Origin of the sequence: Streptomyces triculaminicus (assembly GCF_017349075.1) — a bacterium.
GTDB classification, from domain to species: Bacteria; Actinomycetota; Actinomycetes; order Streptomycetales; family Streptomycetaceae; genus Streptomyces; species Streptomyces triculaminicus.
Genome location: NZ_JAFMOF010000007.1, coordinates 1 through 22,842 on the forward strand (window position 1 = coordinate 1; position 22,842 = coordinate 22,842).

Below are 22,842 nucleotides of genomic sequence, written 5' to 3' on the forward strand. Positions count from 1 at the left end.
GGCGAGCTCGGGGTGGCTGAAGGCCCGCGGGCCGGTCAGGGTGTAGGTGGCGCCGGCAAGGCTGGGGCGCAGGAGGGTCTCGGCGGCGACGTCGGCGATGTCTCGGACGTCGATGTAGTTACAGGGCGCCTCGCGCATGGCCCCGATGAGTACGCCCTCGGCGATCGCTGGGGCGTTCAGGAGCAGCTTTTGCATGAATGCGTAGGGCCGGAGCAGCGTAGCCGTCATTTCGGTTTTCGCCAGGTGTTCCTCGACCCGCCAGTGGCTGCGCGAGATGGCCACCGGTGAGGCGGGCTCGGCTGCTGGGGCGGAGAGTTTGACCACGTGCCGTACCCCGCAGTGGGCTGCGGCGTCTATCACGTTGGTCTCAAGCTCGGCTTGACGCGGGCTGTTGGCCATGGCGAGGAACAGTTGCGTGGATCCCTGGAACGCGTCGCGGAGCATCTGAGGGTCTGCGGCGTCCGCACCGACGATCTCCACTGGCGTGTTTGTGCCGATGGCGGCGCGCAGATTGTCGGGCGTACGGCTGACGGCGCGGCAGGGGACTTCGAGTTCGATGAGCCGCCGGAGCAGGGCGCTGCCGGTGGCGCCGGTGGCGCCGATGATGGTGATCACAGTGTGCCTTTTGTGGGTGAGGGGTCTGGAGAATCGGGTGGGAAGGGCTGGGTCAGGCCGGTTGCCGGGATGTCGTGCCGTGCCACCGCCAGGTGACGATGGCGGCGGCCAGGCTGGCCGACAGCGGCAGGTCGATCCGCAGCCGCTCCAGCCATCCGGCATCGGGCACCGGTGTGTGCGACGGCAGCCAGTCGGATCCGAACCATCCGGCCAGGCCGGCGATTCCGGCCGCTGTCATGGCAAGTCCGAGGGTGAGTACCGGTCGCGGCGCCGAGGCTGTCCAGCGCCGGGGTCGGCCGCGGCGGTGCAGCCACACGCCGACGATGCAGGCCACCAAGGCCGATGTGGCCCCGATGGAGGTGAAGGCGGCCCTGGTCAGTTCGGGCTGGCCGCTGAGGAATCCGCCGAGCCCGGCGGTGAGCGCAGGGGCCAGGTAGGCGGTCGCGACTTCCTTCCACAGCGTGAACGGACGCGTGGCGAAACCGCGCTGGGCGGTTCTGGGAGGGGGGCTCATACGACTCCTCCAAAATAAATTAGCTGGCTAACCAGTTGATTAGGCGGCTAACTACCGGGGCGCAGGAAAGGGTGCCGCGCGGTCGAGGCAGCCGCCCCCGCGCGGAGGTGATGCCGCAGCTATTCGGCAGTCAATGCGTCGATCCGCTGAGTGATCCGCTCCAAAAGGTCGAGGAACAGCCCGCGTTCGTCGGCGGCCAGTCCACCGACCAGCGCCTCAAGCCGTGCGAAGTGGTCCGCGGCCATATCGCGCAACCGCTGGCTGCCGCGCGCCGTGAGTACGACTACTGCGCCCCGCCCGTCCTCCGTTGAGGCGCGGCGAGCCACCAGGCCCTCTCGCTCCAGGCCAACGACCAGGCCCGTCACTGTGGCGCGCGAGACGCCAAGAGTCTTTGCGAGCTGCGACGGCGACTTCTCCCCGTCACTGTCCTCGAGATCCACCAGGAGGCGGTAGCGCCCGGTCGACAGCCCGGAACGCGCAAAGTGCACTTCGGACGCCCGGTCCAGGCGCGCCCCGGCAGCCATCAGGCGCACCGCGACAAGCACCGCCTGCGGGTCGGCCTCAAGCCCGTACCGCGTGATCTGCTTCCGCGCCTGTTCGAGCGTGGGTGCAGCGCCGGGGTTCGCATCCTCGTCACTCATGAGAAGTAATATGGCGGCTAACTATCTGCCAGTCAATTCGCCGAGAGCCTCGCAGCCGCAGACTCCGGACGGCTCCGCCCCCGACTACAGCCCGCCGCGCCCGGGGGCCTCACCGCAGACCTGGTCATCGGTGCCCTGAACGAGCGTGACGTGCCCGGTCGTCTGCGGTACCCGGCCGACATTTGCGCGGGGCTGTCTTTCGGCACCCGTATCGGAGGCAGGGCGCCAGACCCCGCCGCCGCACCCCGGTCAGCGATCCAGCCGCCCATCGGCGACGCCGGGGGTACGGGCCTTCACGGATGCCGGCCCTGTCGCCCCGTACGCGACCGAACGGCTGGGCGCCTCGGGCGCAGTGCGGGAGCCGGGCACCATGGCCGATGCGGCGGAGAGGTCGAGGTGGGAGTTCATGTCCAGCTCGAACCGGGCCTCGCTGACGTCGGCGACGAGGCCGTCCGCGCGGCGCTCGCCTCCGGCCGGACCATCCGCCGCGGCCAGGGCCACTCCCTCCGCATCACCGCGCCGCTCGAACTCCACCGCACCGCGCTGCGGCAGGCCGCCGCCCTCGCCGCCGAAGCCGCCAGCTCCGCAGAGTGCAAGGCCCACCGGGTCTACGCCGCCCGCATCACAACCGCGGCGACCGCGCCCTGATCATCAGGTGCTTACCGCTAACCACGGCCTGATTGATCCCCGAGGCCGGATCTGACGGCAGGGGCTCGTGCGTCAGCCGACCGCGCGGTAGGCGCTGAGGCCGCGGCCGTCCTTGGTCTCGGTGATTCCCACGTAGCCGTCCGTGAGGTGCGGGGCGACCCCGGGCTGGTTTTCCTTGTCCTTGCCGCTGGCGGCGTCCAGGACGACAGGGTTGCCGTTGGCCATTCCGTATATCAGTCCCGCGCGGACGAGGTTGATCGACGGTGCCACCCGTGTGCCGGCCGCGTCGGGCAGACGCCATACCTCTTGGCCATTTTTGGGGTTATAGGCGGCGACCTTTCTGTCGGAACCTCGCCCGTCTGTGCACACGGTCACGGCAGCGCCGTCGTAGGCGCAGCCGGAGCTCGGAGCGTCCTTGGGAAGGATCGCCTGAGTCTCACCGGTGGCGGCGTTGAGGAGGTGGTGCCGGTCGCCGCCTTGCTGCTCCGCCTTTTCGTAGGTCATGACGGTGTCTGGCCCCGCGACCGAGAGCTCGTCCCTTGCCGCGCGTGGCGATGTCCACAGGTCCTTGCCGTCTGCCGTGCTGATCCCCACGACCTGATCGCCGCCCTCAGGTCTGTCGCGCAGCGCGATGACGCGGTCCCCGATGACGACTGCACCCTCGTCGTACGTGCCCTGGGCGGTCCACAGATGCCGGCGACTGGTGAGGTCGACGCCGAAGAGCTGGCCACGGGAAAGGATGACGACGGTGTTCCCGCCCCGGCCGACGACATGGGCGTCGCCCCGGTCCCTGGAGTACCGGTCTTCCACCGTCACTTTGGTCTCTGTGAACCAGGCTTTGGTTCTGGTGTTCGCGGTGTCTACCGCCATCAGCTCCACTACGTCGTGAGACTTGGTTGTTCCGGAGCCGGTCACCTCTGCCACCACCGCGCTCAGAACCCACGTCTTTCCACCGAAGGACGTGATGAGCGGCGCATGGGCGGGATTGTTGCCCACGAAGCCACCGCCCGTGCTCTCCAGCCTCAGTACAGGGGAGTGCTCAGGGGTGATCGTGGCCGGGAAGCTCTTGCCGTAGCTGCTCACCACATCGAGGCCGTCCGGCCGCGAGATGAAGACCGTCCCTTGATGCAGCGCTATCGGCAGCGGCGGCAGGTCACCGCCGATGTAGACCTTGCCCTGTGTCGCGGAGTCGGGCAGCGCGATGACCGGGTCCGGCGAGAATTTGGTCGGCGCGGTGAAGCCCTTAGGTGCAGGCGAGGCGTTGAGCTTCGCCTCATCGGAACCGCCCGGCATGTCTGGCACACCGCCGTCCCCGCCACTGCACGCGGTGAGCATGGTGAGCGTGATGGCTACAGTCGATAGAGCGATGATTTTCCGAAGCTTCATGGGCCCCCCTTGCATGATCATTTACTGGCCCAGGGAGCCTAGACCACACAAGTACCTGCGCTCGCACAGCTGCGGCAAAGGATATGCAGCTGTCAAAACCCGAACGGGAGCGGCACCTGGGTGAAGGCGGCAGGCCGACGGGATCTGTCACAGGCAGCCGTGGATCACACCCGAGTCCGCTGTCCGGCCCCTTCACCCGTGGAGTCAGTCGATCGTCAGGCCCCCTTGCCCTACGGCGCTGCAAGTCCAGCACTCCACAAGGCTCCCGACTGCGCCACAGCCGCCAGAGCGCGGCCAGAGGAGCACAGGGCGCCAGTCGCGCTTGCGGAGCACGTCGACCACGGCATTGCGCAGGATCTTGAACCATAGGCGTCAACGCTGTCGCTGCTGATCACTGTCGTCCACTGCACGTAGATGCGGTAGCGCCGTGTTCGCCGCCTCCCTCGCGTCCTTCCACGAGTACAGCCGTGAGTACCCCCATTTCACGTACTCCGGCGTCTTCTGCCGAACATGGGCCTGGTACGCCACCAGGTGGGCGCGGGCGGCCCTACCCTGCGCGGCGGATCGGACACCCATTTGGCGCCCGTCGCCGACGGGCGTCGCCAGGTCATCGGCGACGGGGGGCTGTCGGCCGGACGCCTAACTGCCCCGACATCAAAGCCTCCAGAACTGAAGCTGCCATGACTTTCGAGCGCTCGGTGCGTTCCCACATCCGCGCCGAGCGCCTCCACGACCGCGCCCTGCACAAGGCGGCTTGCGCCCTTGTACACAGAGGCCACGCGTTCGAACGCGGGGAGGATGGAGCGGCCATAGCGATGGTGATCGACATGCTGACCAACGCCATCGCGAACTGGCACAACAAACACCAGCAAGCGTCGAGTCGGGCACTCGAGCACCAATTCGGTCGGGTGCGGGTGCCGATGCTCGACAGCAGGGGACGATGCCGAAAGTCAGAAGCCACCGGACTGCGAGATGCTTCGCGCGAGCTGACCCACGAAACTGAGGATCCCTTGCCCGAAGCTGGTCGGAGCGACCAACACACCGAATACCAGCACGATGACCACCGTCAGCTTCTCGTCGAACCGGCTCCTGGCTTCCGTGCGCCGACGCAGTCGGACAACGATGATCACGGCCAGTAAAACCGCCACATTGATGGTCACCCCACCAGCCCTCCCCTCGGCACTTACTCCCCGCCTTTCTGCATAGCCCAAAGCGGGCACTGCGGCAGCCCCATCAGCAACGGATGGCCACAGGGCACTGGTCCCGTGGCTGGTTTCACGGCATACCGGCGCAGCCCCCCTCCGCATCCGCTGTTCCACCCCCGTGAGTCAGGACAAGGCAGTCGGACGACGTGGGGGCGGTATGCGGTCCAGCAGATCCCACAGGGGACGAGAGCCCGCAGCCCACTCAGCGAGCACGCGGCGATCGACGAGATGGATCCGGTGATCCTTCCCCCAAGGGATGGCCTTGGAGGTGAAGCGGCCGTTGGTCAGGATGACCGCGATGTCCGCCCCGTGAATCTGCCGAGCGGTGCCATTGACCTGCTGCAACACCCCAACACCGACAGCGGCGCCGCCGTCCCCGTCCCGCCGGTGTTTGCACTGGATCGCCCAGACGCGACCGGCAGGGTCAACAGCACGCACGTCGCAGGCGTTGTCGCCCGCACCTCCGAGCTGCTCGGCTTTACAGCCGTCCCGACGCATCAAATCCCGTATGGCGAACTCGAAGGCCCGGTGGTCCAATGCGTCGAGCTCGGCGATGCGCAGCCGCAGCGCCCGCGCCCGCACACGTTCCCACTCGGCCCGCTGCCGCGCCTGCCGAAGCCAAAGGCCACCGGCGACAACGATGACAACGGCAGCGAGGAGCAAGAGCCACCAGTGCGCGAGCAGCCACCGCACCACGGCAGCCACAAGGCCGACGGTCACGACCGCGGCCACCAACAATGCAACCTGCTCGTCCTTCTTCCTGGACCGGCGGGACGGCCGACGCCGCGCCGTACGCCGTACCGGCCGGCGGCTCATCGGGCACCGCCTGACTCAACGGGAGCGGCGAGAGTCCGCCGGTACCGCGGTGGGACTTCGAACTCTCCCTTGAACTTGCCGCCACCCTCCCGGGCGCCCCAGCCCAGGATCCCGCTGATGCCCATGATCGTGAGTTGACGTCCCGATCCGAGACATAACCGAGTATGCGCGGCCCGCACGGGAACGCCTCCCCGTACCTGCGTCTTCCCCTGCACCATCATGAAGGCGCCCCCACCCCAAGGTCATCGGCACATCCGTGTGCAGGTCGTATGAGAGCACGCACCACTGACAACCTGCCCCGCAAAGATCACCGACGGTAGCGATTTTCGGTCACTCAAACCCTTTGCCCCCTGCATACGACCACCGGCTACCAGCGCATTCACCGGTCACCCGACCAACTCCAGCCGTTTCGCAATGTGCGCCGGACATGGTGAAACGGATCAGGAACTCGTCCTCCTCCCGGACGATGTCGTCCTCGCTGAAGTCCTCAAGACGATCCCCAACCGCGCACAGCACCGCTGCGGTCATCAGAGCCTCGGCCCTTCTCCCCGGCCAGCAGCGCGAGCGTCCGAGCACACCGTGACGAGGCCAGGTGCAGGCCTCTTGTCCTGGTTCGTTGAGTACTTGTCGGCAGCCCGTCATGAGTACGGGGACGGATGTGGGTGATCAGCCACGCGGTGTGAGGTGTTCACCATGGACACCACCGCACCTACTTCCTGCGACGCCGTAGCAGGTCAGCAGCACGACGCACAGCCGGCCTATGTCCCCATGGGCCGCAAGATGGCCGCCATCGGGCTGCTCTTCTTCCTGCCCGCTCTCGCTCTGCTGGGCCTGGCCGATCTCACCAAGCAGGTATCCCACGACCGCTGCGAGTATCAGGGCTGCACCATCCCGCTGATGGAGGCAGCCCACGTGGCCTGGCGTGTGATGTGGCTGGCCGGCGCCACGGGTATGGTCGCCGTCCTCCTGCCCCGGCGCGTCGCTGCGCTCCGCTTCGGCCTGGCCTGCCTGCACATCACGCTGCTGATCGCCCCCTTCTTCATCCTCGGAGGGGTATGACCGACCCCGCGGCGCGCCAGCGGGCCGCCCGGCCGTTCCACGGCCCCCTGCCGTACCAGCCGGAAAGCACAGGCAACAGCAGCCCTGCGCCGTCCTCGCAGCCGATCCAGGTGGCGCAGTGCCTCGGGCGCGGTCGGACCTTGCCCGCCCGGGGCAGGGTGTGGTCCTGTGGTGACGTCAGTCGGTTGTGATCTTGCTCAGTGCTTTTTCGATGTGGTGGTCGACGAGCCCCGGGCTGCCCATGAGGAGCACCGACACGTTGCCCTTTCGGATCGCGATCTGCTTCATGATCATCGTGCCTCCGGGGCCGCTCATGGTGACGGTGACGCCGTAGCGCTCGTCTCCCAGTTCGGGGACGGTGATTTTGACGGCCTTGGCGCCGATCGGAGAGGAGCCTGAGGTGATGGTGAAGGACGGGCAAGCTGCGTAGGCGTCGCAGAGCGTGTGGAGCTGGGCGGACAGGGCGGTAGGAGAGTCGCTGTCGAGCTCCTCTCTCATGCCTGCCTCGCCCGCATAGGCGAATCCGGTCTTCACCTGGACCGCGGACTACAGCTCGCCATCGCCAGACAGCTTTTCCAGGGCCGGGCAGCCGGTGATGCCGTACTCATCCTTGTCGCGGCTGTCGCCGGGCTCCTCGGTATATCCGGCGCCCAGGTCGGCCGCCTTCAGCAGCATGGGCTTCAGCCGGGACTCGGAAAGGGACCCTTGGGACTGCGGAGCCTTCTGCGGGTCCGTAGCCTTCGCCGTCCTCGCGGGCTCAGCCGTTCCAGCGGATCCGCCATCACAGGCACTGGCGGCCAGGAGCGCCCCGGCGAGGGCCGGAAGGCCCCACGCCCTGCTGACGCGACGGCGACGGTGCATGTGCGGTATGCCCCCCTTGTTGATCACCAGACGACCCTGTCGCGGCCCCCGCTTCACGATTCTGCCCGCGCGGGCGGTACCGGCTGCGGTGAGATCAGCCCGTGTTTGCGCCGGCCATTGCCATCCCCGTCGGTACGTACAGGCGACCTCCATCAGGCCACCCTGCGGCAGGGGAGCCGCTCAATACCCGACTCGCAGGTGCATCACAAGGCGCTCGGCACGGTCCAGGGCATCCGCGCGGGTCGCAGCAAGGCCGCGTCTGAGCGGGCGCATGCACGTGAGCCCCGGCAGTGACCTCACCCGGCGACTACCTCACCGAGACCGGGCGCCGCTGTGCTTTCCGAGCGGCTACGGGCCGTCCGGTCTCAGGAGTCGGTCCATGCTTCCACGTGGAAGTCGACGGACGCCTCGCGGATGTCGGCGAGCGACTTGCTCTTGATGGTGAGCAGGCCGGCCCAGCCCTGCTGGTTGCGCACGCAGATCTGCGAGCCTTTGCTGAGTGTGTCGGTGTTGATGGAGGTGGTGGAGTCGGTCTTCTTCCGGCAGGTTTCGCGGGATCCCTTCACGCGGCTGTCCAGCCGGGTGAGGCGGGAGGTATCGGTGCCGAGGTAGCAGCTCCCGGACTCCGGGCAGTGCAGGAAGATGTCGTCCGTGTATCCCTGGCGCGGTGTGAGCGAGGTGTCGGCCAGCTCGAAGTGACTGCCGGCGGGCAGGGTCATCTTCTGGTAGTCCACCTGCGACTTTATCCTTGTCGTATCGTCGGAAGCAGTGCTGCCGCTGATCGTCAAGGTGTATCCCGCCACCACACTGGCGGTCACGGCGAGTACGCCGAGAGCCACGGACAGGACGGTACGCGTGGTGCGTTTCCGCGGCGGCTTCCGGGCGTACGAGGACGGCTTCGGGACGTACGAGGGCGATGGTGTGGGCGGGGACGGCGGCACCACTACGGTGAGCGGGGCCGTGAGCGCCGGGCCGGGAGCCGGTGGCCGCTGCGCGATGCCCGCCGCGACCCCGGCCGGCAGCCAGCCCTCGCCGCGGCGCAGCTGGGTGTCGTCGCCCGCGGCGCGGCACAGCTCGATGACCGTGGACAGCGCCGGGCGCTGTCCCGGGTCCTTGGCCAGGCACCGGGCTACGAGGGTTTGCAGTTCCGCCGGCACTGCGGACAGGTCCGGTTCCTGGTGGACGATGCGGTAGAGCACGGCGTGCGAGGGGCCGTCCCCGTAGGCGGGGGCGCCTGTCGCGGCGTAGACGGCCACCTGGCCGAGGGCGAAGACGTCCGTCGCTGCGGTGATCTCGGCACCGGATGCCTGCTCGGGGGCCATGAAGGACGGCGTCCCGACGGCCACTCCTGTCGCGGTCAGCGCCGTGGCGTCGGCGGCCCGCGCGATGCCGAAGTCGATGACGCGCGGGCCGTCGGGGGCGAGCAGCACGTTGGACGGTTTCAGGTCGCGGTGCACCAGGCCCGCGCCGTGGATCGCCTGCAGCGCCTCGGCCATGCCGGCGATGAGGAGCAGCACGGTGGGTACCGGGAGCGGGCCGTGGGCGGTGACCGCGGAGGAGAGCGTCGGGCCGGGCACGTATGCCGTGGCCAGCCAGGGCCGTGGGCCGTCGGTGTCGCTGTCGAGTACCGGTGCTGTGCACAGCCCTTGGACGCGTCGGGCGGCTGCCACCTCGTCGGCGAACCGCCGCCGGAACTCCGGGTCCTCGGCGAACTCCGGCCGGATCACCTTGATCGCCACAGGGCGGCCGGCCGGGGTGTAGGAGAGGTAGACCTTGCCCATACCACCGGAACCCAGCCGCGCCACGAGCCGGTAATCCCCGACCACCAACGGGGCGCCGTCCTCCAGTTCCTGGAAGACTCCCGCGGACCTGCTGTTTTCCATGATCTCCATACCCCCGGCCCGCACCCTAACCAAGCGCCTCGTCCGCCTCAACTTCGGGTGGCATCCGTTGGCCACCGGGCGGTCTTGTGGGCCCCTGGATCATCGGGCCGTGTCCGATGATGATTAGGCGATCGCCACCGCGGTCTCGCCGCGTCGCCGATGCCGGCGACGCGGCGCTCGGGCGCTGACCAAGCTCGACTAGGTGATCGACGATCAGCTGAGGGCACGCGGCCTGGACCACTCCGAGCATGACAAGCTCCGGCTCACCCGGACCAACGAGCTGAGCGAGGCGCAGGCCCGCGAGGTCGTCGGGGTCCGTGACGCGATCAAGCTCGACAAGGGCCGTATGGTGACCAAGGTGCTCCAGCCCGAGGTCGCGCAGGCCTACCTGGAGAACGTCACAGAGCTCGGCACGGACGAGTTCAATCCCGGTGAGTTCCGCGGCTCCATCGCGCGCGACACCGCCGACCTGCGCAGCATGGACCAACTGCGCGACGGGCTCGCTCTCGACGATGGCGGGGTCGGCTGGACCCCCATCCCTCCGGGCGCGTCCGAGGCGTACCAGCTGCGCTTCCCGGCACCGCACGACATGCGTGCCAAGCCGTCCCTCGGCTCTGTCGGCGACCAGGAGCTGGCCAACCACGTCGCTGGCATGGCTGGCCAGAGCGAGGGACGGGCCTGGCCTCATCCGTTCCTTGGCACCGGCTACACCGGCGGGGGTGTCCCGGAGTGCATTGCCCAGGGCACCGGCTTCCCCCACCATGCTGAGATCTGGCTTATGCATGACGACGGCACCGAAGAGGCCGTCGGCTTCTTCGACAAGAACGAAAGGCTGTGGAAATACTGTGGCTGACCCCGTGGGCCACCCCTCCCCGGTCAAGGGCGAGGTCGCTGTCTTCCGCGGCGAGCTCTACCGGGCCCGTGGCGCCGAGGGTCTGTGGCCGTGTGTCGAGCTGCTGCCCGAGCCCAGGCGCCCCGCACCCGAAGGGGTCGCGCCGCGCGAGGCCGCCGACGGGTCGGTGGGATACCCGGTTCCGCTGGAGCGCCTGGAAGCCTGGTACGCCGTCACGTGGACGTTCCGCTGGCGCCGCGAGCTCTTCGAGTGCACCGCCGCCACGCCCACCACACTCTCGGGCAACTACCTCGGCTCCGACGAACACTTCGCCAAGGAACACCTCAAGCGCCGGGTCATCGGCTACCGCGGCGTCTTCCCACGCGACGAGGTCACCGAGCTGGAGCAGCACCGCAAGGATCGCCTCCAGCCCCGGCACGCCCTGGTGCAGCGTCTGGCCGAGGTTGACCACTTCCGCCCCAAGACCTACGCGGTCCACCGCGGCCGGACGTATCCGGCCGCTGCCGAGGCCGACGCGTCGGGCCTCATCACACTGACCACCGGGGACGACCGACCTGAGGATCTCATCGCCGATCCCCGGGACCCGAGCGGCGAGCACTTCCTGGCCACCCCGGAGCAGCTGGACACCTGGTACCGGACCCACTGGACCTTCCGCTGGCAGCGCGGCCCCTTCGACGCCGTCGGAACGGTGGACGGCAGGATCAAGGGCGTCTACACAGGCGACAGCTGGGGCTTCGTCGCGAACAGCTTGCAGCTGACCCAGGAGACAGGTCCCGACGGGGTCCACACCCAGTACACGATCAAGGCGGGCCTCAAAGGCGTCACCGACCTCGAACAGCACCGCACCGACCTGTCGGCCAGCCCTTCCGTCTCTACGATCCGGGTCATTGCTCCTTGAAGGGGCGCCCTTGACCAGTTCCGGCCAGGGCCGGAATGGACCCTCAGCCAGCCGGGCTGAAGGGCAGACCGGCTGAGGAGACAGGGAAGGGTGACCTACTTGACGGCCCTTTGCGCGTGCGTGCGAGGAGCCAGGCCAGCCGACGGCGGTCGACGCGGCCGCGGGCGGCGGCGCGACGTCGGCTGGCACGGGCATAGGCACGGACTCGGGCGCGAGGATCCGCACCGCCTGTACGACCGTCCAGCCTGCTGCCGTGTTCGCGGCCTCGATCACGCAGGCCTGTTCCAGGCGTAGCTTCGTTGCTCAGGCCGTCGATTCCGGGCACAGGGTGAGCCGGCCGGAGTCCGCGTCGTAGCTGACCGCTGCGATATGCCTGGCGAGATCGGGGGCGATGGCCGCCCACCGCTTGCGCAGGATGGCGCCGGCTGCCGGGAGCTCCCAGGCCCGTTCGGTGACCAGTGTGCCGATCGGCGGCGCCCAGGCCCGTCAGCTCGCGCCCGTCGCGCCGCACTGTACGGACCACGCGTGATGGTTGATCAGTGTGTTGGCACCCACAGCCCTATTCGGTCAGGTCGTGGCGCGCAGCGCAGTAGTGGGCTGCGGGACGGCGGCCACCGTCCCGGCTCGTCGTCGAGTGCTGCAGCTCACACCGGCTTTGGCCACACAGTCGAGCCGTCGATGGCTGAGACGACACCTCTACCTTGCCGTTCCGATGGGATTGCGAGGCGCCCGTCATCCAACCGAATGGGGCAAATCCGAAATGGGGGTCACGCTAGGCATCCAGCGTGACCGCCCGATCTGGAATGGCGCAGACCTCTGAGGCGGCAATCCAGCCAAGATCGGATGATCCTCCGGTTCCCCTTCCTTTCTTGTCGATCTTGAACCTAGAGTCTTCGCTGTTGCACGGGAGCGGAGTCCCTGACCAGACCCGCTCCCTTGAAAAGGAATAGGGGAACTCCAGATATGAAGCGCATTTTATCGAGCGTTGTTTCCGCTGCCCTGCTCAGCGGTGCTCTCATCACCGGCGCTGCGGGCACCGCATCCGCCGCCACGGATCCGCTGCCTGTAGCGGAGACCGCCCCGCCCGTAGTTGAAGTTGCGCCGCCTGTCGTCCTGGTCGACCCGATCGGCGAGCAGCGGACGATGTGCACCTACTACAAGCAGAAGAACGCTTGCGCCTCTCTGCTGTCGGACCACAAGATGACCGGCATCGTCCAGAACTGTCTTATCAAGGCCGGCATCGGTGGCGCGGGCGCATTTGTCGTCGGCCGGTACGTCAGCAAGGACGTGGCCAAGGACATCGCCGCGAAGGTCGTGGCCGCTGGCGCGACGGCTTGCCTGGCCTCCCTCTCCTAATCTGGGGCACCACAAATGATGGCCAAGATCATTGCAACACTCGTCTGGGCAGCAGTGCTCGTCGCCGCCAATAAGCTGCTGAGCGGCACCGACTGGGCCCAGTACGCCGTCACGTTCATCCTGGGCGGCGTCTATGTCTTGCTGATCAATAAGATGCGCTCACCAAGCGCCCGGGACAGACACTAGATCACGGCCGTCAAAGTCGCTGCCCGGCACAGCGCCGTCCGGCTCTCCATGAGGCGAGCCGGACCCTGGCCGACAAAGAGCCCCGGATCGCCATCGGCACCCGGGGCTCATCTCGCTTCCCCTCGGCAGCTGCTCTCCGATCACTCTTTTCAAGCACATCTCCCCTGACACACGTCAGCAGCGTCCTGGCCGGCCTCGACCGCCTGGACGCGTTGGTCAACAATGCCGGCGCCGGCCACGTTGGCACGCTGGAGCAGGAGAGCATCGAGGACGTGCGCGTCGTCATGGAGGTCAACTTCTTCGGCGTCCTGCGCGTCACCAAGGCGGCCTGCCCATGCTGCGTGCGAGCAAGGGCCGCGTGCTGACCGTGACCAGCATCGGCGGCGTGGTCGGGCAGCCGTTCAACGAGGCGTACTGCGCGGCCAAGTTCGCGGTCGAGGGCTTCATGGAGTCGCTCGCCCCGGTCGCCGCGACGGTCGGCGTGGCCGTCAGCGTGGTCGAGCCGGGCGCGGTGGCCAGCGAGTTCATCAGCAACGTGGGTGACCGCGACGCCCTGGTGGCGCAGGCTGGCCCGGACGCGCCCGCGCTGGCCGCTTACCAGGCCCGCGTCCGCGACGCCTTCGCCACCGCGCAGACGCCGCAGGGCGCGGCCGCAAAGATCGTCGAGCTGCTGGAGACCGAGCGGCCCGCCTTCCGGGTGCAGACGTCGGATGCCACGCGCGCGTTCACCGCCGTGAAGCTCGCGGACGGCGACGGCTCGGCCGTGCAGGCGCTGACTGGCGCGTGGATCGCCTAGAACTGATGAGCTAGGGGATCGGGCAGCATCGGCTGGCGACGCGAAGGCCCCCACACCGACGGCTGGACAACGAAGCCCGGAAGGAAACCCGGGACGACCTCCGCAGGGACCGCAACTCAGCCTGCCGCCGGGACCGACGCCAGCTGACGTTCAACCTTCTCAAGCCACGTCAGATACCAGCGTGCGAAGGTCATCGACGCACCGTTGTCATCGAGGAGCGGCTTCAGGTCCTCGTCGTCTGCCCTGTTGTCGGACCAGATTCGCCCACGCTCCGGGCCACTGATAATCAGCCACTCGCGGGCGGCACACTCCAGCGTTGAGATCACGACCGCGCCGACAGTGCGGTCCGCCGACCACATCACGGACTCCCAGCGCTCTTCCCATGCCTCAATGGCGTCATCGAAGTCCTCGATGTCCTCGAAGCCGTCCTCTTCGGGGCGCTCGGACAGCAGCAGCTGGACAGCTTCAGGATCGGCACCTTCACGCTGAAACGGCTCGGCCAGTCGGGACAGGTCAGCCAGCTCGGCTCCATCTCCCTCCCACCGCCAGCGCCCCTGGATGAGTCGTACCGGGTACACCCCATACGAGGGCCCGGCACCTCCGGCGCCGACCTGTAGGAGGAAGTCGCGGTACTCCCCGGGTAGCGACACACCTGTCTGATCTTCGAGGTCGGCCAGCTCTGCCGGCGTCAGAGGGTCCTCGAGGAAGAACTTGTGCCCGATCGCGCCAAAAACACGGTTGTTTTTATCGGGGTGAAGTAGAGCCGCGACTCCGGTCTGTTCGGGAGCCGGTGGTTCTTCGGTGAGTTCGGGAGCCAGTCGGTGTGATGGTGTGGAACATGCCGCTTTCGGAGTTATCGCGGCTGCTTGGGCTGTTCGGCCGTCACGCTGTGCCTGTTGATCATGGTCCAGGTCAGGGAGACCACTGGTGCACAGGTCACGGGAGTGGCTGTTCGAGAGGATTCGCCGGGCTCATCGCGAGCAAGGGCTGTCGGGGCGGGAGCTCGCCGTACGGTTCAAGGTGTCGCGGAACACGGTGCGGAAGGCGTTGGAGTCGCCGGTGCCGCCGAAACGGAAGTCGCCGCCGCCGCGCAAGAGCGTGCTGGAGCCGGTGAAGGGCTTCATCGACGCGATGCTGCGCGAGGACCTGGACGCGCCAGCGAAGCAGAAGCACACGATCCCCCGGATCATGGAGCGTCTGGCCGCGGAGCACGACTTCGAGCTGGCCCGCCAGACCACGGTCTGGGAGTACGTGTCCAAGAGGCGGCCGCAGATCCGGGCGGAGGCCCTGGAGGGGCGCCGGCATCTGGACGGGATGGTGCCGCAGGCGAAGAGGCCGGGCGAGGAGGCGGAGGTCGACTTCGCGGACTTCTGGCTGGACCTGGCCGGGCAACGGCGCAAGTGCGTGCTGTTCACGCTGCGGCTGTCGTATTCGGGCAAGGCGGTGCACCGGGTCTACGCGACCGCGTCCCAGGAGGCATTCCTGGAAGGGCACGTGGAGGCGTTCACGGTGCTGGGCGGAGTGCCGTCGGTGCACATCCGGTACGACAACCTCAAGCCTGCGGTAAAGCAGGTGCTGTTCGGCCGTTCCAGGCTGGAGTCAGCCAGGTGGGCGTCGTTCAAGTCCTGGTATCAGTTCTCGGCGTTCTACTGCGCGCCTGGTGAGGACGGCGCCCATGAGAAGGGCGGGGTGGAGCACGAGGGCGGGCGTTTCCGTCGTAAGCATCTCGTTCCGCCACCTGAGGTGGACTCGCTGGCGGAGCTGAACGAGCGACTGGCCGCGATCGACGTCGCCGAGGACGCCCGGCACATCCACGGCCGGCCCACCTCGATCGGGTTCGACTTCGAGGCCGAGCGCGAGCGGCTGCGGCCGCTGCCGGCGGACGACTACGACTGCGGGATCGACCTGACGCCGACGGTCGCGCGGAACTCCCGGATCACGGTGAGGCAGTGCTACTACTCGGTGCCGGCGAAGTTCATCGGCACGAAGGTGCGCGTCAAACTGCGGGCGAACGAGTTGTGGGTGTTCGAAGGACGCAAGGTCGTCGCTCGCCATCCGCGGCTGACCAGGCGTTACACCTACCACGACATCCTGGACCACTACCTGGAGATCCTGCTGGTCAAGCCCGGTGCGTTCGCCGGAGCCTCCGCGCTCGCCCAGACCCGCGCGGAGGGCGGCTTCACCAAGGTCCACGAGGCGTTCTGGGCGGCGGCGAAGAAGAAGGCCGGCGACCGCGAGGGCACCCGGATGCTGATCGAAGTGCTGCTCTTGCACCGCCAGCTGCCGGACGAGGCACTGGTCACGGCGATGGAGACCTGTCTGCGGATCGGGTCGGTCTCCACCGACCTGGTCGCCATCGAGGCCCGCAAGGTGATGGAAGGCACCGACGCGGACGACGCCGAGCTGCTGGCCGACGCCGACGAGGAGCCCGAAGGCTCCGTGCTGCTGGATCGGGGGGCGCAGGTGATCTCCCTGCACGCTCGTCGCCTGCCGCCCGACCCGCGCCAGGGGATGCCCGACATGAGCAAGTACGACCGGCTGCTGAGCCCGGTCGCCGGCCGCGACAGCCAGACCCAGAAAGGCCACGGCGCATGAACCCGACCATCACCGTCACCGACCGGGACGACGAGCAGGACACCGGCAAGGTCCCCGCCCGCAGGATGTCGCTGCCCGGCGACCCGGAGGACATGCTCATCGACGAGGCATGCCGGGAGCTGCGGCTGCCGGCGTTTCGCGAGCGGTTCATCGACCTGGCCGCCACCGCCCGGCGCGAGCAGGCCACCTACAAGCAGTTCCTGCTGGACATGCTCCAGGCCGAGCAGGCCGACCGGGACCTGCGCCGTCAGCAGCGGCTGCTGCGGCTGGCCCGTTTCCCCAGGCCCAAGCGGCTGGAGGACTTCGACTTCGCGAAGAACCCGAACGTCACCCCCGAGGTCGTCGCCGATCTGAAGTCGCCGACCTGGGTCCGTGAGGGCCGGCCGCTGGTGCTGATCGGGGACTCCGGCACTGGTAAGTCCCACCTGCTGATCGGGATCGGCACCGCGATCGCCGAGACCGGCCTGTCGGTCCGCTACACCACCACCTCGGCGCTGGTGAACGAGCTTGCCGAGGCCGACGCGAACCGCCGCCTGTCCTCGGTCATCGCCCGCTACAGCAAGATCGATCTTCTCTGTCTGGACGAGTTCGGCTACCTCAACCTGGACCGCAAGGGCGCCAAGCTGCTGTTCCAGATTTTCACCGAGCGTGAGGAGCGCAAGGCCACCGCGGTCGCTACGAACTCACCCTTCACGGAGTGGGACAAGACCTTCGGCGACGCCCGCCTCTGCGCGGCCATCGCCGACCGGATCACCTTCCGCTGCACGCTGATCCAGACCGGCACCGAGTCCTACCGCTACCAGGCCACCCAGGAATCCCTCTTCACCGCTCAAAGCTGACAACCCGCCAGGCAGCACGAAGGACTGGCCCCCACTAATGGCTGGCTCTGCGTGTAAGAAGCGGTTCTGGCTCAGCTTTTGTTTGCGCCGTGAGGCGCCGTTGGTTCAGTGCTGGAGAGCGCAGTCATCCGCTGCCAGGTGCAGGTGACGAAGGGTTTCCAGTTCGGTGGTGGGGAAAGCGTGCAGGCGCCACTTCTGGAGGTAGCCGTCCTCGCCGTGGGTTCGCCGCACCTTCTCGGCAGCCATCAAGACCGCATGTGCCAGGGAGGTGCGAGGACGTGTGGACGTCCACACGAGGGTGCCCTTCCCGTCCGGTGCGTCGAAGCTCGTCGACATGTCCGGGAAGCGACGGATCGTGATGTGCACGTCGCTGTTCCGACGACGAAGAATCCACCGCGCCTCTGCCGGTTCGAGGTCGAACGAGAACCGCTGGATGCCATGGAGGCCGTAGAGGCCCGTCACGCCTTTCAACAAGTCAGCGAGCGCGTTTGTGCAGTAGCTGACGATGTCCCGGTGCTTCGTCGAGCCGTCCCAGATCCTGCACGTCGCCCAGCCGGAGCCGCTCAGTTCCCAGCTGAAGTGCAAGGACCTCGTCACTGAATCCCCCTGATCGTTTGCGGACAACGCTACAGCGGTGCTGAAGAGGTGGGATGGCCGGGTACGCCACTCATCCGTGCGTACCCAGTCGCCCTTCGCGGCTTCCGTGTGCAGTTCGGTGTCGCCGCTTTCGGGCATGTCGAACCAGTAGAAGTGGTCCGCCGCGTTCACGTTGCGGAAGTGCGCAACGATGATGGTCCTCTGCGACAGCAGGCTGGACCAGTGCGTCAGTCGCTCCGAGGAACCCACCGGGCTCGATCACGACCTGCTGTCGCAGTGCTCTCGCTTCGCGTGGGGCGGGCCCTGGCCACGACTTGTCAGGGAGGCAACCCGGGCCCGCGACCACACGCTATCGACGATACTGCCCGGTCTTTTCGGACACTCCGCCCAGACCCGCCCGGTCACCCGATCAGTGGCTCTCAATCCCGCCGAAGTGGCTACCGAACTCACCGAAGAACACCCGCCCCGGGCGAGTACACCACCGCCACGAACGGCCTACACCCGGCTCCCGTTCACACCGAAGCAGTGGCTCTCATACGACCCGACAAAATCACACGGTCACCGGCTGGCGCGGCGATGAGAGACTGCACCCGCTCCCGCACCCCCACCCATATCGAGTCATCCATGGGCCGAGCCTATGCGTGGCGAGGGGGGCCCTGGCGCAGCCTGTCTCCACATCTTGGTGCCGTTCCCACCCGGGCGCAGCATGGGCCGCTGGCCTGCGGGCAGGTGCGTCATGGGCAGGCCGGCGACCGGGCCGTCGTTGTCGCCTTCGTGCGATCTCGCGCTCGGATGCGGCCGCTGGAGGCGCTCTTCGCTGTCCCGCGGAATTTCGTCTCCGGCGGTCTCGCAATGGGACGGACGGCAGATGGTGTGACTCGACGACGGCGCAGGGCTGCTGTTGCCCGTGTTCTCCGGCCGGTACGGCAGAGAGCCGTGGAACGGCCGGGCGGCCCGCTGGCGCGCCGCGGGGTCGGTCATACCCCTCCGAGGATGAAGAAGGGGGCGATCAGCAACGCGATGTGCAGGCAGGCCAGGCCGAAGCGGAGCGCAGCGACGCGCCGGGGCAGGAGGACGGCGACCACGCCCGTGGCGCCGGCCAGCCACATCACACACCAGGCCACGTGGGCTGCCTCCATCAGCGGGATGGTGCAGCCCTGATACTCGCAGCGGTCGTGGGATACCTGCTTGGTGAGATCGGCCAGGCCCAGCAGAGCGAGAGCGGGCAGGAAGAAGAGCAGCCCGATGGCGGCCATCTTGCGGCCCATAGGGACATAGGCCGGCTGTGCGTCGTGCTGACCTGCCACGGCGTCGCAGGAAGTAGGTGCGATGGTGTCCATGGTGAACACCTCACACCGTATGGCTGATCAGCCACATCCGTCCCCGTACTCATGACGGACTGCCGACAAGTACTCAACAAACCAGGACAAGAGGCCTGCACCCGGCCTCGTCACAGTGGAACGCGCAGTCTGATTGATGGCGCGGTCGCGGGGGGTGGCGTGGCGGTCGGCGGCTTCTTTGAGACGGAGCATGACGGCGGCGTCTAAACTGCCGGGGCGTTGGTCGGGGTGAGACGTTGCTAGCTGCGCAGGAGTTCGACGCCCGCACCGACGCCACCCTCACACTCGGCCTGGCATCGTCCTGGCCACCGATTGGCCCGGGTACCAGCAGGCCAACCAACCCCGCACTCCTCATTGAGCTCCCGGCCAGCTTGCTGCTCGTCGACTGCCGCACCAACCCCGCCCCCAAGCCCTGGCGCGCGACGGGCTGGACCGTCCACCAGATCGGACGACCCGGCAAGGAGAACCGAGCCCGGCATGGTGGGGTTCTTGCGGGATGCCCCACCATGCGGGGCCTCATCAGGCGGTTCCGGTACCGCAGCTCAATCAGCGGCACCGGCCGCATCCTCGCGCATGCCCTCGACCTGCTCTGCCTGGCTGCCTACTCGACAGCGGAGAAGACAGCCGCCTGCTGTTGAGCCGGGCCAGCTCACCTCGCACGGTCTGGTGCTGGAGATGGCCCGGTTCCCGTATGGCTACGGCAGGTGGACGTGCAGCAGAAAAGCCGCTGCGCAGGAAAGATGGCTACGGACGCCACTGGGCAGTGGGCCGGGGCGCGGCCGACACCAAACGGCGAGCGGCTCACGCGCTCGCATGCCGGTCGCCGCCTGGCCGCCATCGGCCGGTACTCCCTCACCACTTACCTGGGGTGCAGCATGCTCGCCACTGCCGCGGCCTACGACCTGGGCCTGTACGGGATCGTCCCGTTGTGGATGCTGCAGCTCTTCGTCGTAGCCGCCATAGTGATCGCTGGAGAGCTGGCCCTGCCTGCACGAGACCGCGGCCGCACCGGTCCTGTGGAGGCAGTGGTCCACGCGTTGACCACCGTAGAAAGGCGATCCTCTTGAACGGGTTGAGCCTGTTGCAGGCCTCCGTGTCGCGTTCCCGTGCCCTGGCTGCCGCGGAAGGCACGAAGATCATCACCGCTGAGCACTTATTACTCGCCTGGCTCACCGACCCCTTGGCCGGGGACGGCCCGGCCAGGCGGCATCTGGCCGAGAGGATGTCCGGGCATCCCCGCTATCGGATGTCCGTGGGGGACATCGCTGTTCCTGGTCTGCTCACCCGCCTGCGTATGCGTCCCGAGCCGGACCTGCGCAGGGAATTGACCGCGGTACTGAGCCGGCCGGACGCCGCCTCATGCCCCAAGGTCCTTACGGCCTGCGCCTGGGCAGGACACCTGGACGGCTTGTTGTCACAGGCGGGCCTGGGGCGGGGCAAACTGCTTGACGTTCTGGCCACGGCGGCGCGGGACGGCGCCGATGGCTGAGGAAATCTCGCTGGTTGTGACCGGCCTGTGCAAGGACATCGATGGCGCCACCATCCTCGATGAGGTCGGTTTCCGGGCAGGTCCGGGAATCACCGGTCTGGTGGGACCGAACGGCGCGGGCAAGACCACCTTGATGCGGTGCATCGCGGGAATCCTCGCCCCGACCCGCGGAGGCGTCGCGGTCTGCGGACAACCGGCGGGCAGCGACCACGCCCGGCAGCTGACCAGTCTCATGCCGGAACACCCCGACCTGTACCCGGGCCTGACCGTCGCTGAGCACGTTGCCTTCATCGGCCGATTACACCGGGCGCCCCGCTGGAGGGACCACGCGGCTCAGCTTCTGGAGCGCTACCAGTTGACGGACAAGGCCGACAAGCTCCCACGTGAGCTGTCACAGGGGATGTGCCGCAAGCTGGCCCTGGTACTGGCGCTCCTCAAAGGCGCGCGCGTCCTGCTCTTCGACGAGCCGTTCAACGGGCTCGACCCGGAAGCTGCCATCGACCTGCGCGCGGAACTGGAGGCCTTGCGCGCCCAGGGCGCGCTGGTGCTGCTGTCGATGCACGCCCTGGCCGACCTGGAGCGGCTGGCGGACCGTCTGGTGTTCCTCCGGGAGGGACGGATCCGTGCCGCCGGTTCCCTGGACGACCTGCGGGCCGAAGGGGGTGCCGCCGGCCTTGAGGAGATCTATCTGCAGGTGATGCGTTCCGCTACCGGCGAGACGCGGTGAACGGCGCCTGGGCCGCCGGGCGGGCGGTGACGGAAGCGCGGATGCGGGCGCGGGCACGGCTGCTCGGCCAGGCCCTGCGCAATCCTTTCCTCCTGCTGGGATCCGCCCTCGGATTCGTCTTCGCCCTTGTCGTGCAGTACCAGTCCCGGCCCGGCACCGGGAACGGCGGCACCGACCCCCGGACGCTGAGCCTGTCAGTCACCGCCGCCGGCGTCGTGGCCGCACTGGTCATCCTCACCAGCCGCAGCAGCTCCCCTCTGCGGTGGACGCCCGCCGACGTCGCCTGGCCCCTGATGGCCCGCAACGGGCCCCGTATCCTCGTCACCGAGCAGGTATTCGCAAGCTCCGCCCTCACGCTGGTCACATCGCTGTGCACCGCCCCGGTGTCGCTGGCCCTCCAAAGCCGCAGCCCCTGGCACGGCCTGGCAACGGCCGTGGCCATGGCCACCGGAGTGCTCCTGCTGCGCTGCCTGTCCCTGACATCCCATCTGCTCGCCCTGCGCTCCCGGCCCGCTGCCCGGCTGACGACCGTAATGGCGGTGCTGTGGTGCGCGCTGTGGGCCGGCCACCGGTTCATCCCCGGCAGCCTTCCGGAACCGCTGGCCGACACGCTCGCCGTCGCGGACGACAAACTCGTGGGCATGCTGGTGCGGGCAGTCCTCGTCCCCGAGCACGCAGCGGCCTCGCCCATAGCGCTCACAGCCGTGACCGCCGTGCTGTGGGGGCTGCTGCTCACCCGCCCGGCCAACGCCTTCGTGGAACCAGCCGCTCGCGCCGCCTACGCCGGCGCCGAAATCCGCGCGGCCCTGTCCGAACGCGCCGGAGCGGGCACCACCACCATGGCAGGAACCGGCATCCGCACGGGCATCCCTTCCTGGCAACGCTGGCCCGAATCACCGTACGCGGCCATCTCCCTGCGCGGCTGGTGTCACCTGCGCCGGCGCCTGCGCACCGAACTGGGCTTCGCGCTCACACTGACCTGCGCCACAGCCGGGGCAGGCCTGGTGGACCCCAAGGCCATGGCAGCGCCGCTGGCGCTCGCCATCGCCGCCCGTTCCCTGGCCGCACCCTCCGACTCCCTGGCAGAGGACGTCTCCGCCCATCAGCACGTGTGGCTCGCCGGGCTACGACCCGTTCCCGTCACGGCTGCCGCGGCCCTGCCCGGCGCCGCCACGACCACGGCAGTGCTCGCCGTACCGGGATTCGCCGCGGCCATCGCCCTGGGCACACCGGCATGGGCCGTACTGACCGTCCTTGCCGGTGCACCTGCCATCGGAGCGCTCATCGTCACAGCCGGAGCCGTATCGGCCGTACTCACCCCCCACGTGCTCCTGCGCGCGGCAGCCTCCCTGATCCTGTCCACCGCACCGGTCGCCATCGCCGTCCTGGCACCGCTGGGCTACCGCACCTGGCAGACAACCGGCGTACTCGCGGCCACCCTTCTGCTCTGCTGCGGCCTGGCCACGTCCCTGTACGGACTCATCGTCACAGCGCACCTGCGGTCCCCGCTCCACCACTGACCCTCGCCAGCCCGTCAC

General features: G+C 68.2%; 25 protein-coding genes and 1 pseudogene. 13 read left to right on the forward strand and 13 right to left on the reverse strand.

What is annotated here, in order from left to right; all coding sequences use genetic code 11:
* The 3 genes from J1792_RS32040 to J1792_RS32050 form a co-directional block, all read right to left on the reverse strand.
* Positions 1-615: SDR family oxidoreductase (locus J1792_RS32040; RefSeq protein WP_207248769.1), on the reverse strand; the 615-nt coding region annotated here is incomplete at its 3' end.
* 52 nt (positions 616-667) lie between these two features.
* On the reverse strand, positions 668-1,129 hold the full coding sequence (locus J1792_RS32045) for a hypothetical protein (RefSeq protein WP_207248770.1): 462 nt from the start codon (positions 1,127-1,129) through the stop codon (positions 668-670).
* A gap of 119 nt (positions 1,130-1,248) precedes the next feature.
* Complete coding sequence (locus J1792_RS32050) at positions 1,249-1,770, reverse strand: MarR family winged helix-turn-helix transcriptional regulator (RefSeq protein ID WP_207248771.1); 522 nt, start codon at positions 1,768-1,770, stop codon at positions 1,249-1,251.
* A gap of 396 nt (positions 1,771-2,166) precedes the next feature.
* On the opposite strand from J1792_RS32050, the gene J1792_RS32055 reads away from it, so the two are divergent.
* Complete coding sequence (locus J1792_RS32055) at positions 2,167-2,418, forward strand: hypothetical protein (RefSeq protein WP_207248772.1); 252 nt, start codon at positions 2,167-2,169, stop codon at positions 2,416-2,418.
* Between the two features lie 72 nt (positions 2,419-2,490).
* Here J1792_RS32055 and J1792_RS32060 read toward each other — a convergent pair whose 3' ends face one another.
* From J1792_RS32060 to J1792_RS32075, 4 genes are all read right to left on the reverse strand, one after another.
* Positions 2,491-3,804: an outer membrane protein assembly factor BamB family protein gene (locus J1792_RS32060; RefSeq protein ID WP_207248773.1), complete on the reverse strand. Its 1,314-nt coding sequence runs from the start codon at positions 3,802-3,804 to the stop codon at positions 2,491-2,493.
* Positions 3,805-4,754: 950 nt separating this feature from the next.
* Positions 4,755-4,964, reverse strand: a complete 210-nt coding sequence (locus J1792_RS32065; protein ID WP_207248774.1) for a hypothetical protein — start codon at positions 4,962-4,964, stop codon at positions 4,755-4,757.
* 168 nt (positions 4,965-5,132) lie between these two features.
* A complete protein-coding gene (locus J1792_RS32070) occupies positions 5,133-5,741 on the reverse strand; it encodes a restriction endonuclease (RefSeq protein WP_399542153.1) in 609 nt (202 codons plus the stop codon).
* 414 nt (positions 5,742-6,155) lie between these two features.
* The gene (locus J1792_RS32075; protein WP_207248776.1) at positions 6,156-6,353 is read right to left on the reverse strand and encodes a hypothetical protein; all 198 of its coding nucleotides are present in this window, start codon (positions 6,351-6,353) and stop codon (positions 6,156-6,158) included.
* 165 nt (positions 6,354-6,518) lie between these two features.
* Here J1792_RS32075 and J1792_RS32080 point away from each other — a divergent pair, with 165 nt between their 5' ends.
* Positions 6,519-6,884, forward strand: coding sequence for a hypothetical protein (locus J1792_RS32080; protein WP_207248777.1), 366 nt, complete (start codon positions 6,519-6,521; stop codon positions 6,882-6,884).
* 177 nt (positions 6,885-7,061) lie between these two features.
* Here the strand turns inward: J1792_RS32080 and J1792_RS32085 are convergent, their stop codons facing one another.
* The 3 genes from J1792_RS32085 to J1792_RS32090 all read right to left on the reverse strand — a co-directional run bounded on the left by J1792_RS32085 (position 7,062) and on the right by J1792_RS32090 (position 9,628).
* The gene (locus tag J1792_RS32085) at positions 7,062-7,418 is read right to left on the reverse strand and encodes a hypothetical protein (protein WP_207248778.1); all 357 of its coding nucleotides are present in this window, start codon (positions 7,416-7,418) and stop codon (positions 7,062-7,064) included.
* Positions 7,419-7,430: 12 nt separating this feature from the next.
* Complete coding sequence (locus J1792_RS35215; RefSeq protein ID WP_278186467.1) at positions 7,431-7,559, reverse strand: hypothetical protein; 129 nt, start codon at positions 7,557-7,559, stop codon at positions 7,431-7,433.
* 551 nt (positions 7,560-8,110) lie between these two features.
* Positions 8,111-9,628 carry a serine/threonine-protein kinase gene (locus J1792_RS32090; protein ID WP_207248779.1) on the reverse strand — a complete coding sequence of 506 codons (1,518 nt, stop codon included), beginning with the start codon at positions 9,626-9,628 and terminating at the stop codon, positions 8,111-8,113.
* 202 nt (positions 9,629-9,830) lie between these two features.
* Between J1792_RS32090 and J1792_RS32095 the strand changes: the two genes are divergently transcribed.
* The 5 genes and pseudogenes from J1792_RS32095 to J1792_RS32115 all read left to right on the forward strand — a co-directional run.
* Positions 9,831-10,481 carry a hypothetical protein gene (locus tag J1792_RS32095; protein WP_207248780.1) on the forward strand — a complete coding sequence of 217 codons (651 nt, stop codon included), beginning with the start codon at positions 9,831-9,833 and terminating at the stop codon, positions 10,479-10,481.
* Positions 10,474-11,379, forward strand: coding sequence for a hypothetical protein (locus J1792_RS32100; RefSeq protein ID WP_207248781.1), 906 nt, complete (start codon positions 10,474-10,476; stop codon positions 11,377-11,379). The genes J1792_RS32095 and J1792_RS32100 overlap by 8 nt, the downstream gene beginning before the upstream one ends.
* A gap of 963 nt (positions 11,380-12,342) precedes the next feature.
* Complete coding sequence (locus J1792_RS32105) at positions 12,343-12,735, forward strand: hypothetical protein (protein WP_207248782.1); 393 nt, start codon at positions 12,343-12,345, stop codon at positions 12,733-12,735.
* 15 nt (positions 12,736-12,750) lie between these two features.
* Positions 12,751-12,921 (forward strand): hypothetical protein, encoded by a 171-nt coding sequence (locus J1792_RS32110; RefSeq protein WP_207248783.1) that lies wholly within the window; start codon positions 12,751-12,753, stop codon positions 12,919-12,921.
* Positions 12,922-13,094: 173 nt separating this feature from the next.
* A pseudogene (locus tag J1792_RS32115) lies at positions 13,095-13,717 on the forward strand (SDR family NAD(P)-dependent oxidoreductase); the annotation flags it as partial.
* A 116-nt stretch (positions 13,718-13,833) separates the two neighbouring features.
* Here J1792_RS32115 and J1792_RS32120 read toward each other — a convergent pair.
* On the reverse strand, positions 13,834-14,679 hold the full coding sequence (locus tag J1792_RS32120) for an SMI1/KNR4 family protein (RefSeq protein ID WP_307843157.1): 846 nt from the start codon (positions 14,677-14,679) through the stop codon (positions 13,834-13,836).
* On the opposite strand from J1792_RS32120, the gene istA reads away from it, so the two are divergent.
* Together istA and istB are read left to right on the forward strand one after the other, a co-directional pair.
* A complete protein-coding gene (gene istA, locus J1792_RS32125) occupies positions 14,645-16,312 on the forward strand; it encodes an IS21 family transposase (protein WP_372446211.1) in 1,668 nt (555 codons plus the stop codon). The genes J1792_RS32120 and istA overlap by 35 nt on opposite strands.
* A 65-nt stretch (positions 16,313-16,377) precedes the next feature.
* Complete coding sequence (gene istB / locus J1792_RS32130) at positions 16,378-17,151, forward strand: IS21-like element helper ATPase IstB (protein WP_207248882.1); 774 nt, start codon at positions 16,378-16,380, stop codon at positions 17,149-17,151.
* 105 nt (positions 17,152-17,256) lie between these two features.
* Here the strand turns inward: istB and J1792_RS32135 are convergent, their stop codons facing one another.
* Positions 17,257-17,997: a hypothetical protein gene (locus J1792_RS32135; protein ID WP_242646991.1), complete on the reverse strand. Its 741-nt coding sequence runs from the start codon at positions 17,995-17,997 to the stop codon at positions 17,257-17,259.
* A gap of 728 nt (positions 17,998-18,725) precedes the next feature.
* Complete coding sequence (locus J1792_RS32140) at positions 18,726-19,088, reverse strand: hypothetical protein (protein WP_207248784.1); 363 nt, start codon at positions 19,086-19,088, stop codon at positions 18,726-18,728.
* A gap of 704 nt (positions 19,089-19,792) precedes the next feature.
* On the opposite strand from J1792_RS32140, the gene J1792_RS32145 reads away from it, so the two are divergent.
* From J1792_RS32145 to J1792_RS32160, 4 genes are read left to right on the forward strand one after another with little or no spacing between them, the layout of a single operon-like run.
* Positions 19,793-20,155, forward strand: a complete 363-nt coding sequence (locus tag J1792_RS32145; protein ID WP_207248785.1) for a DUF418 domain-containing protein — start codon at positions 19,793-19,795, stop codon at positions 20,153-20,155.
* A gap of 26 nt (positions 20,156-20,181) precedes the next feature.
* Complete coding sequence (locus tag J1792_RS32150) at positions 20,182-20,577, forward strand: hypothetical protein (RefSeq protein WP_207248786.1); 396 nt, start codon at positions 20,182-20,184, stop codon at positions 20,575-20,577.
* On the forward strand, positions 20,570-21,304 hold the full coding sequence (locus tag J1792_RS32155) for an ABC transporter ATP-binding protein (RefSeq protein WP_207248787.1): 735 nt from the start codon (positions 20,570-20,572) through the stop codon (positions 21,302-21,304). The genes J1792_RS32150 and J1792_RS32155 overlap by 8 nt, the downstream gene beginning before the upstream one ends.
* On the forward strand, positions 21,301-22,824 hold the full coding sequence (locus J1792_RS32160) for a hypothetical protein (protein ID WP_207248788.1): 1,524 nt from the start codon (positions 21,301-21,303) through the stop codon (positions 22,822-22,824). The genes J1792_RS32155 and J1792_RS32160 overlap by 4 nt, the downstream gene beginning before the upstream one ends.
* The last annotated feature ends 18 nt before the right edge of the window (positions 22,825-22,842 follow it).

Excerpts from the sequence above, each read along its gene's own strand:
- istB (WP_207248882.1), top strand. The coding sequence starts at position 16,378 with ATGTCGCTGCCCGGCGACCCGGAGGACATGCTCATCGACGAGGCATGC.
- J1792_RS32110 (WP_207248783.1), top strand. The coding sequence starts at position 12,751 with ATGATGGCCAAGATCATTGCAACACTCGTCTGGGCAGCAGTGCTCGTC.
- J1792_RS35215 (WP_278186467.1), bottom strand. The coding sequence starts at position 7,559 with ATGCTGCTGAAGGCGGCCGACCTGGGCGCCGGATATACCGAGGAGCCC.
- J1792_RS32060 (WP_207248773.1), bottom strand. The coding sequence starts at position 3,804 with ATGAAGCTTCGGAAAATCATCGCTCTATCGACTGTAGCCATCACGCTC.
- J1792_RS32155 (WP_207248787.1), top strand. The coding sequence starts at position 20,570 with ATGGCTGAGGAAATCTCGCTGGTTGTGACCGGCCTGTGCAAGGACATC.
- J1792_RS32105 (WP_207248782.1), top strand. The coding sequence starts at position 12,343 with ATGAAGCGCATTTTATCGAGCGTTGTTTCCGCTGCCCTGCTCAGCGGT.
- J1792_RS32090 (WP_207248779.1), bottom strand. The coding sequence starts at position 9,628 with ATGGAAAACAGCAGGTCCGCGGGAGTCTTCCAGGAACTGGAGGACGGC.
- J1792_RS32080 (WP_207248777.1), top strand. The coding sequence starts at position 6,519 with ATGGACACCACCGCACCTACTTCCTGCGACGCCGTAGCAGGTCAGCAG.
- J1792_RS32050 (WP_207248771.1), bottom strand. The coding sequence starts at position 1,770 with ATGAGTGACGAGGATGCGAACCCCGGCGCTGCACCCACGCTCGAACAG.
- J1792_RS32045 (WP_207248770.1), bottom strand. The coding sequence starts at position 1,129 with ATGAGCCCCCCTCCCAGAACCGCCCAGCGCGGTTTCGCCACGCGTCCG.
- J1792_RS32075 (WP_207248776.1), bottom strand. The coding sequence starts at position 6,353 with ATGACCGCAGCGGTGCTGTGCGCGGTTGGGGATCGTCTTGAGGACTTC.
- J1792_RS32140 (WP_207248784.1), bottom strand. The coding sequence starts at position 19,088 with ATGGACACCATCGCACCTACTTCCTGCGACGCCGTGGCAGGTCAGCAC.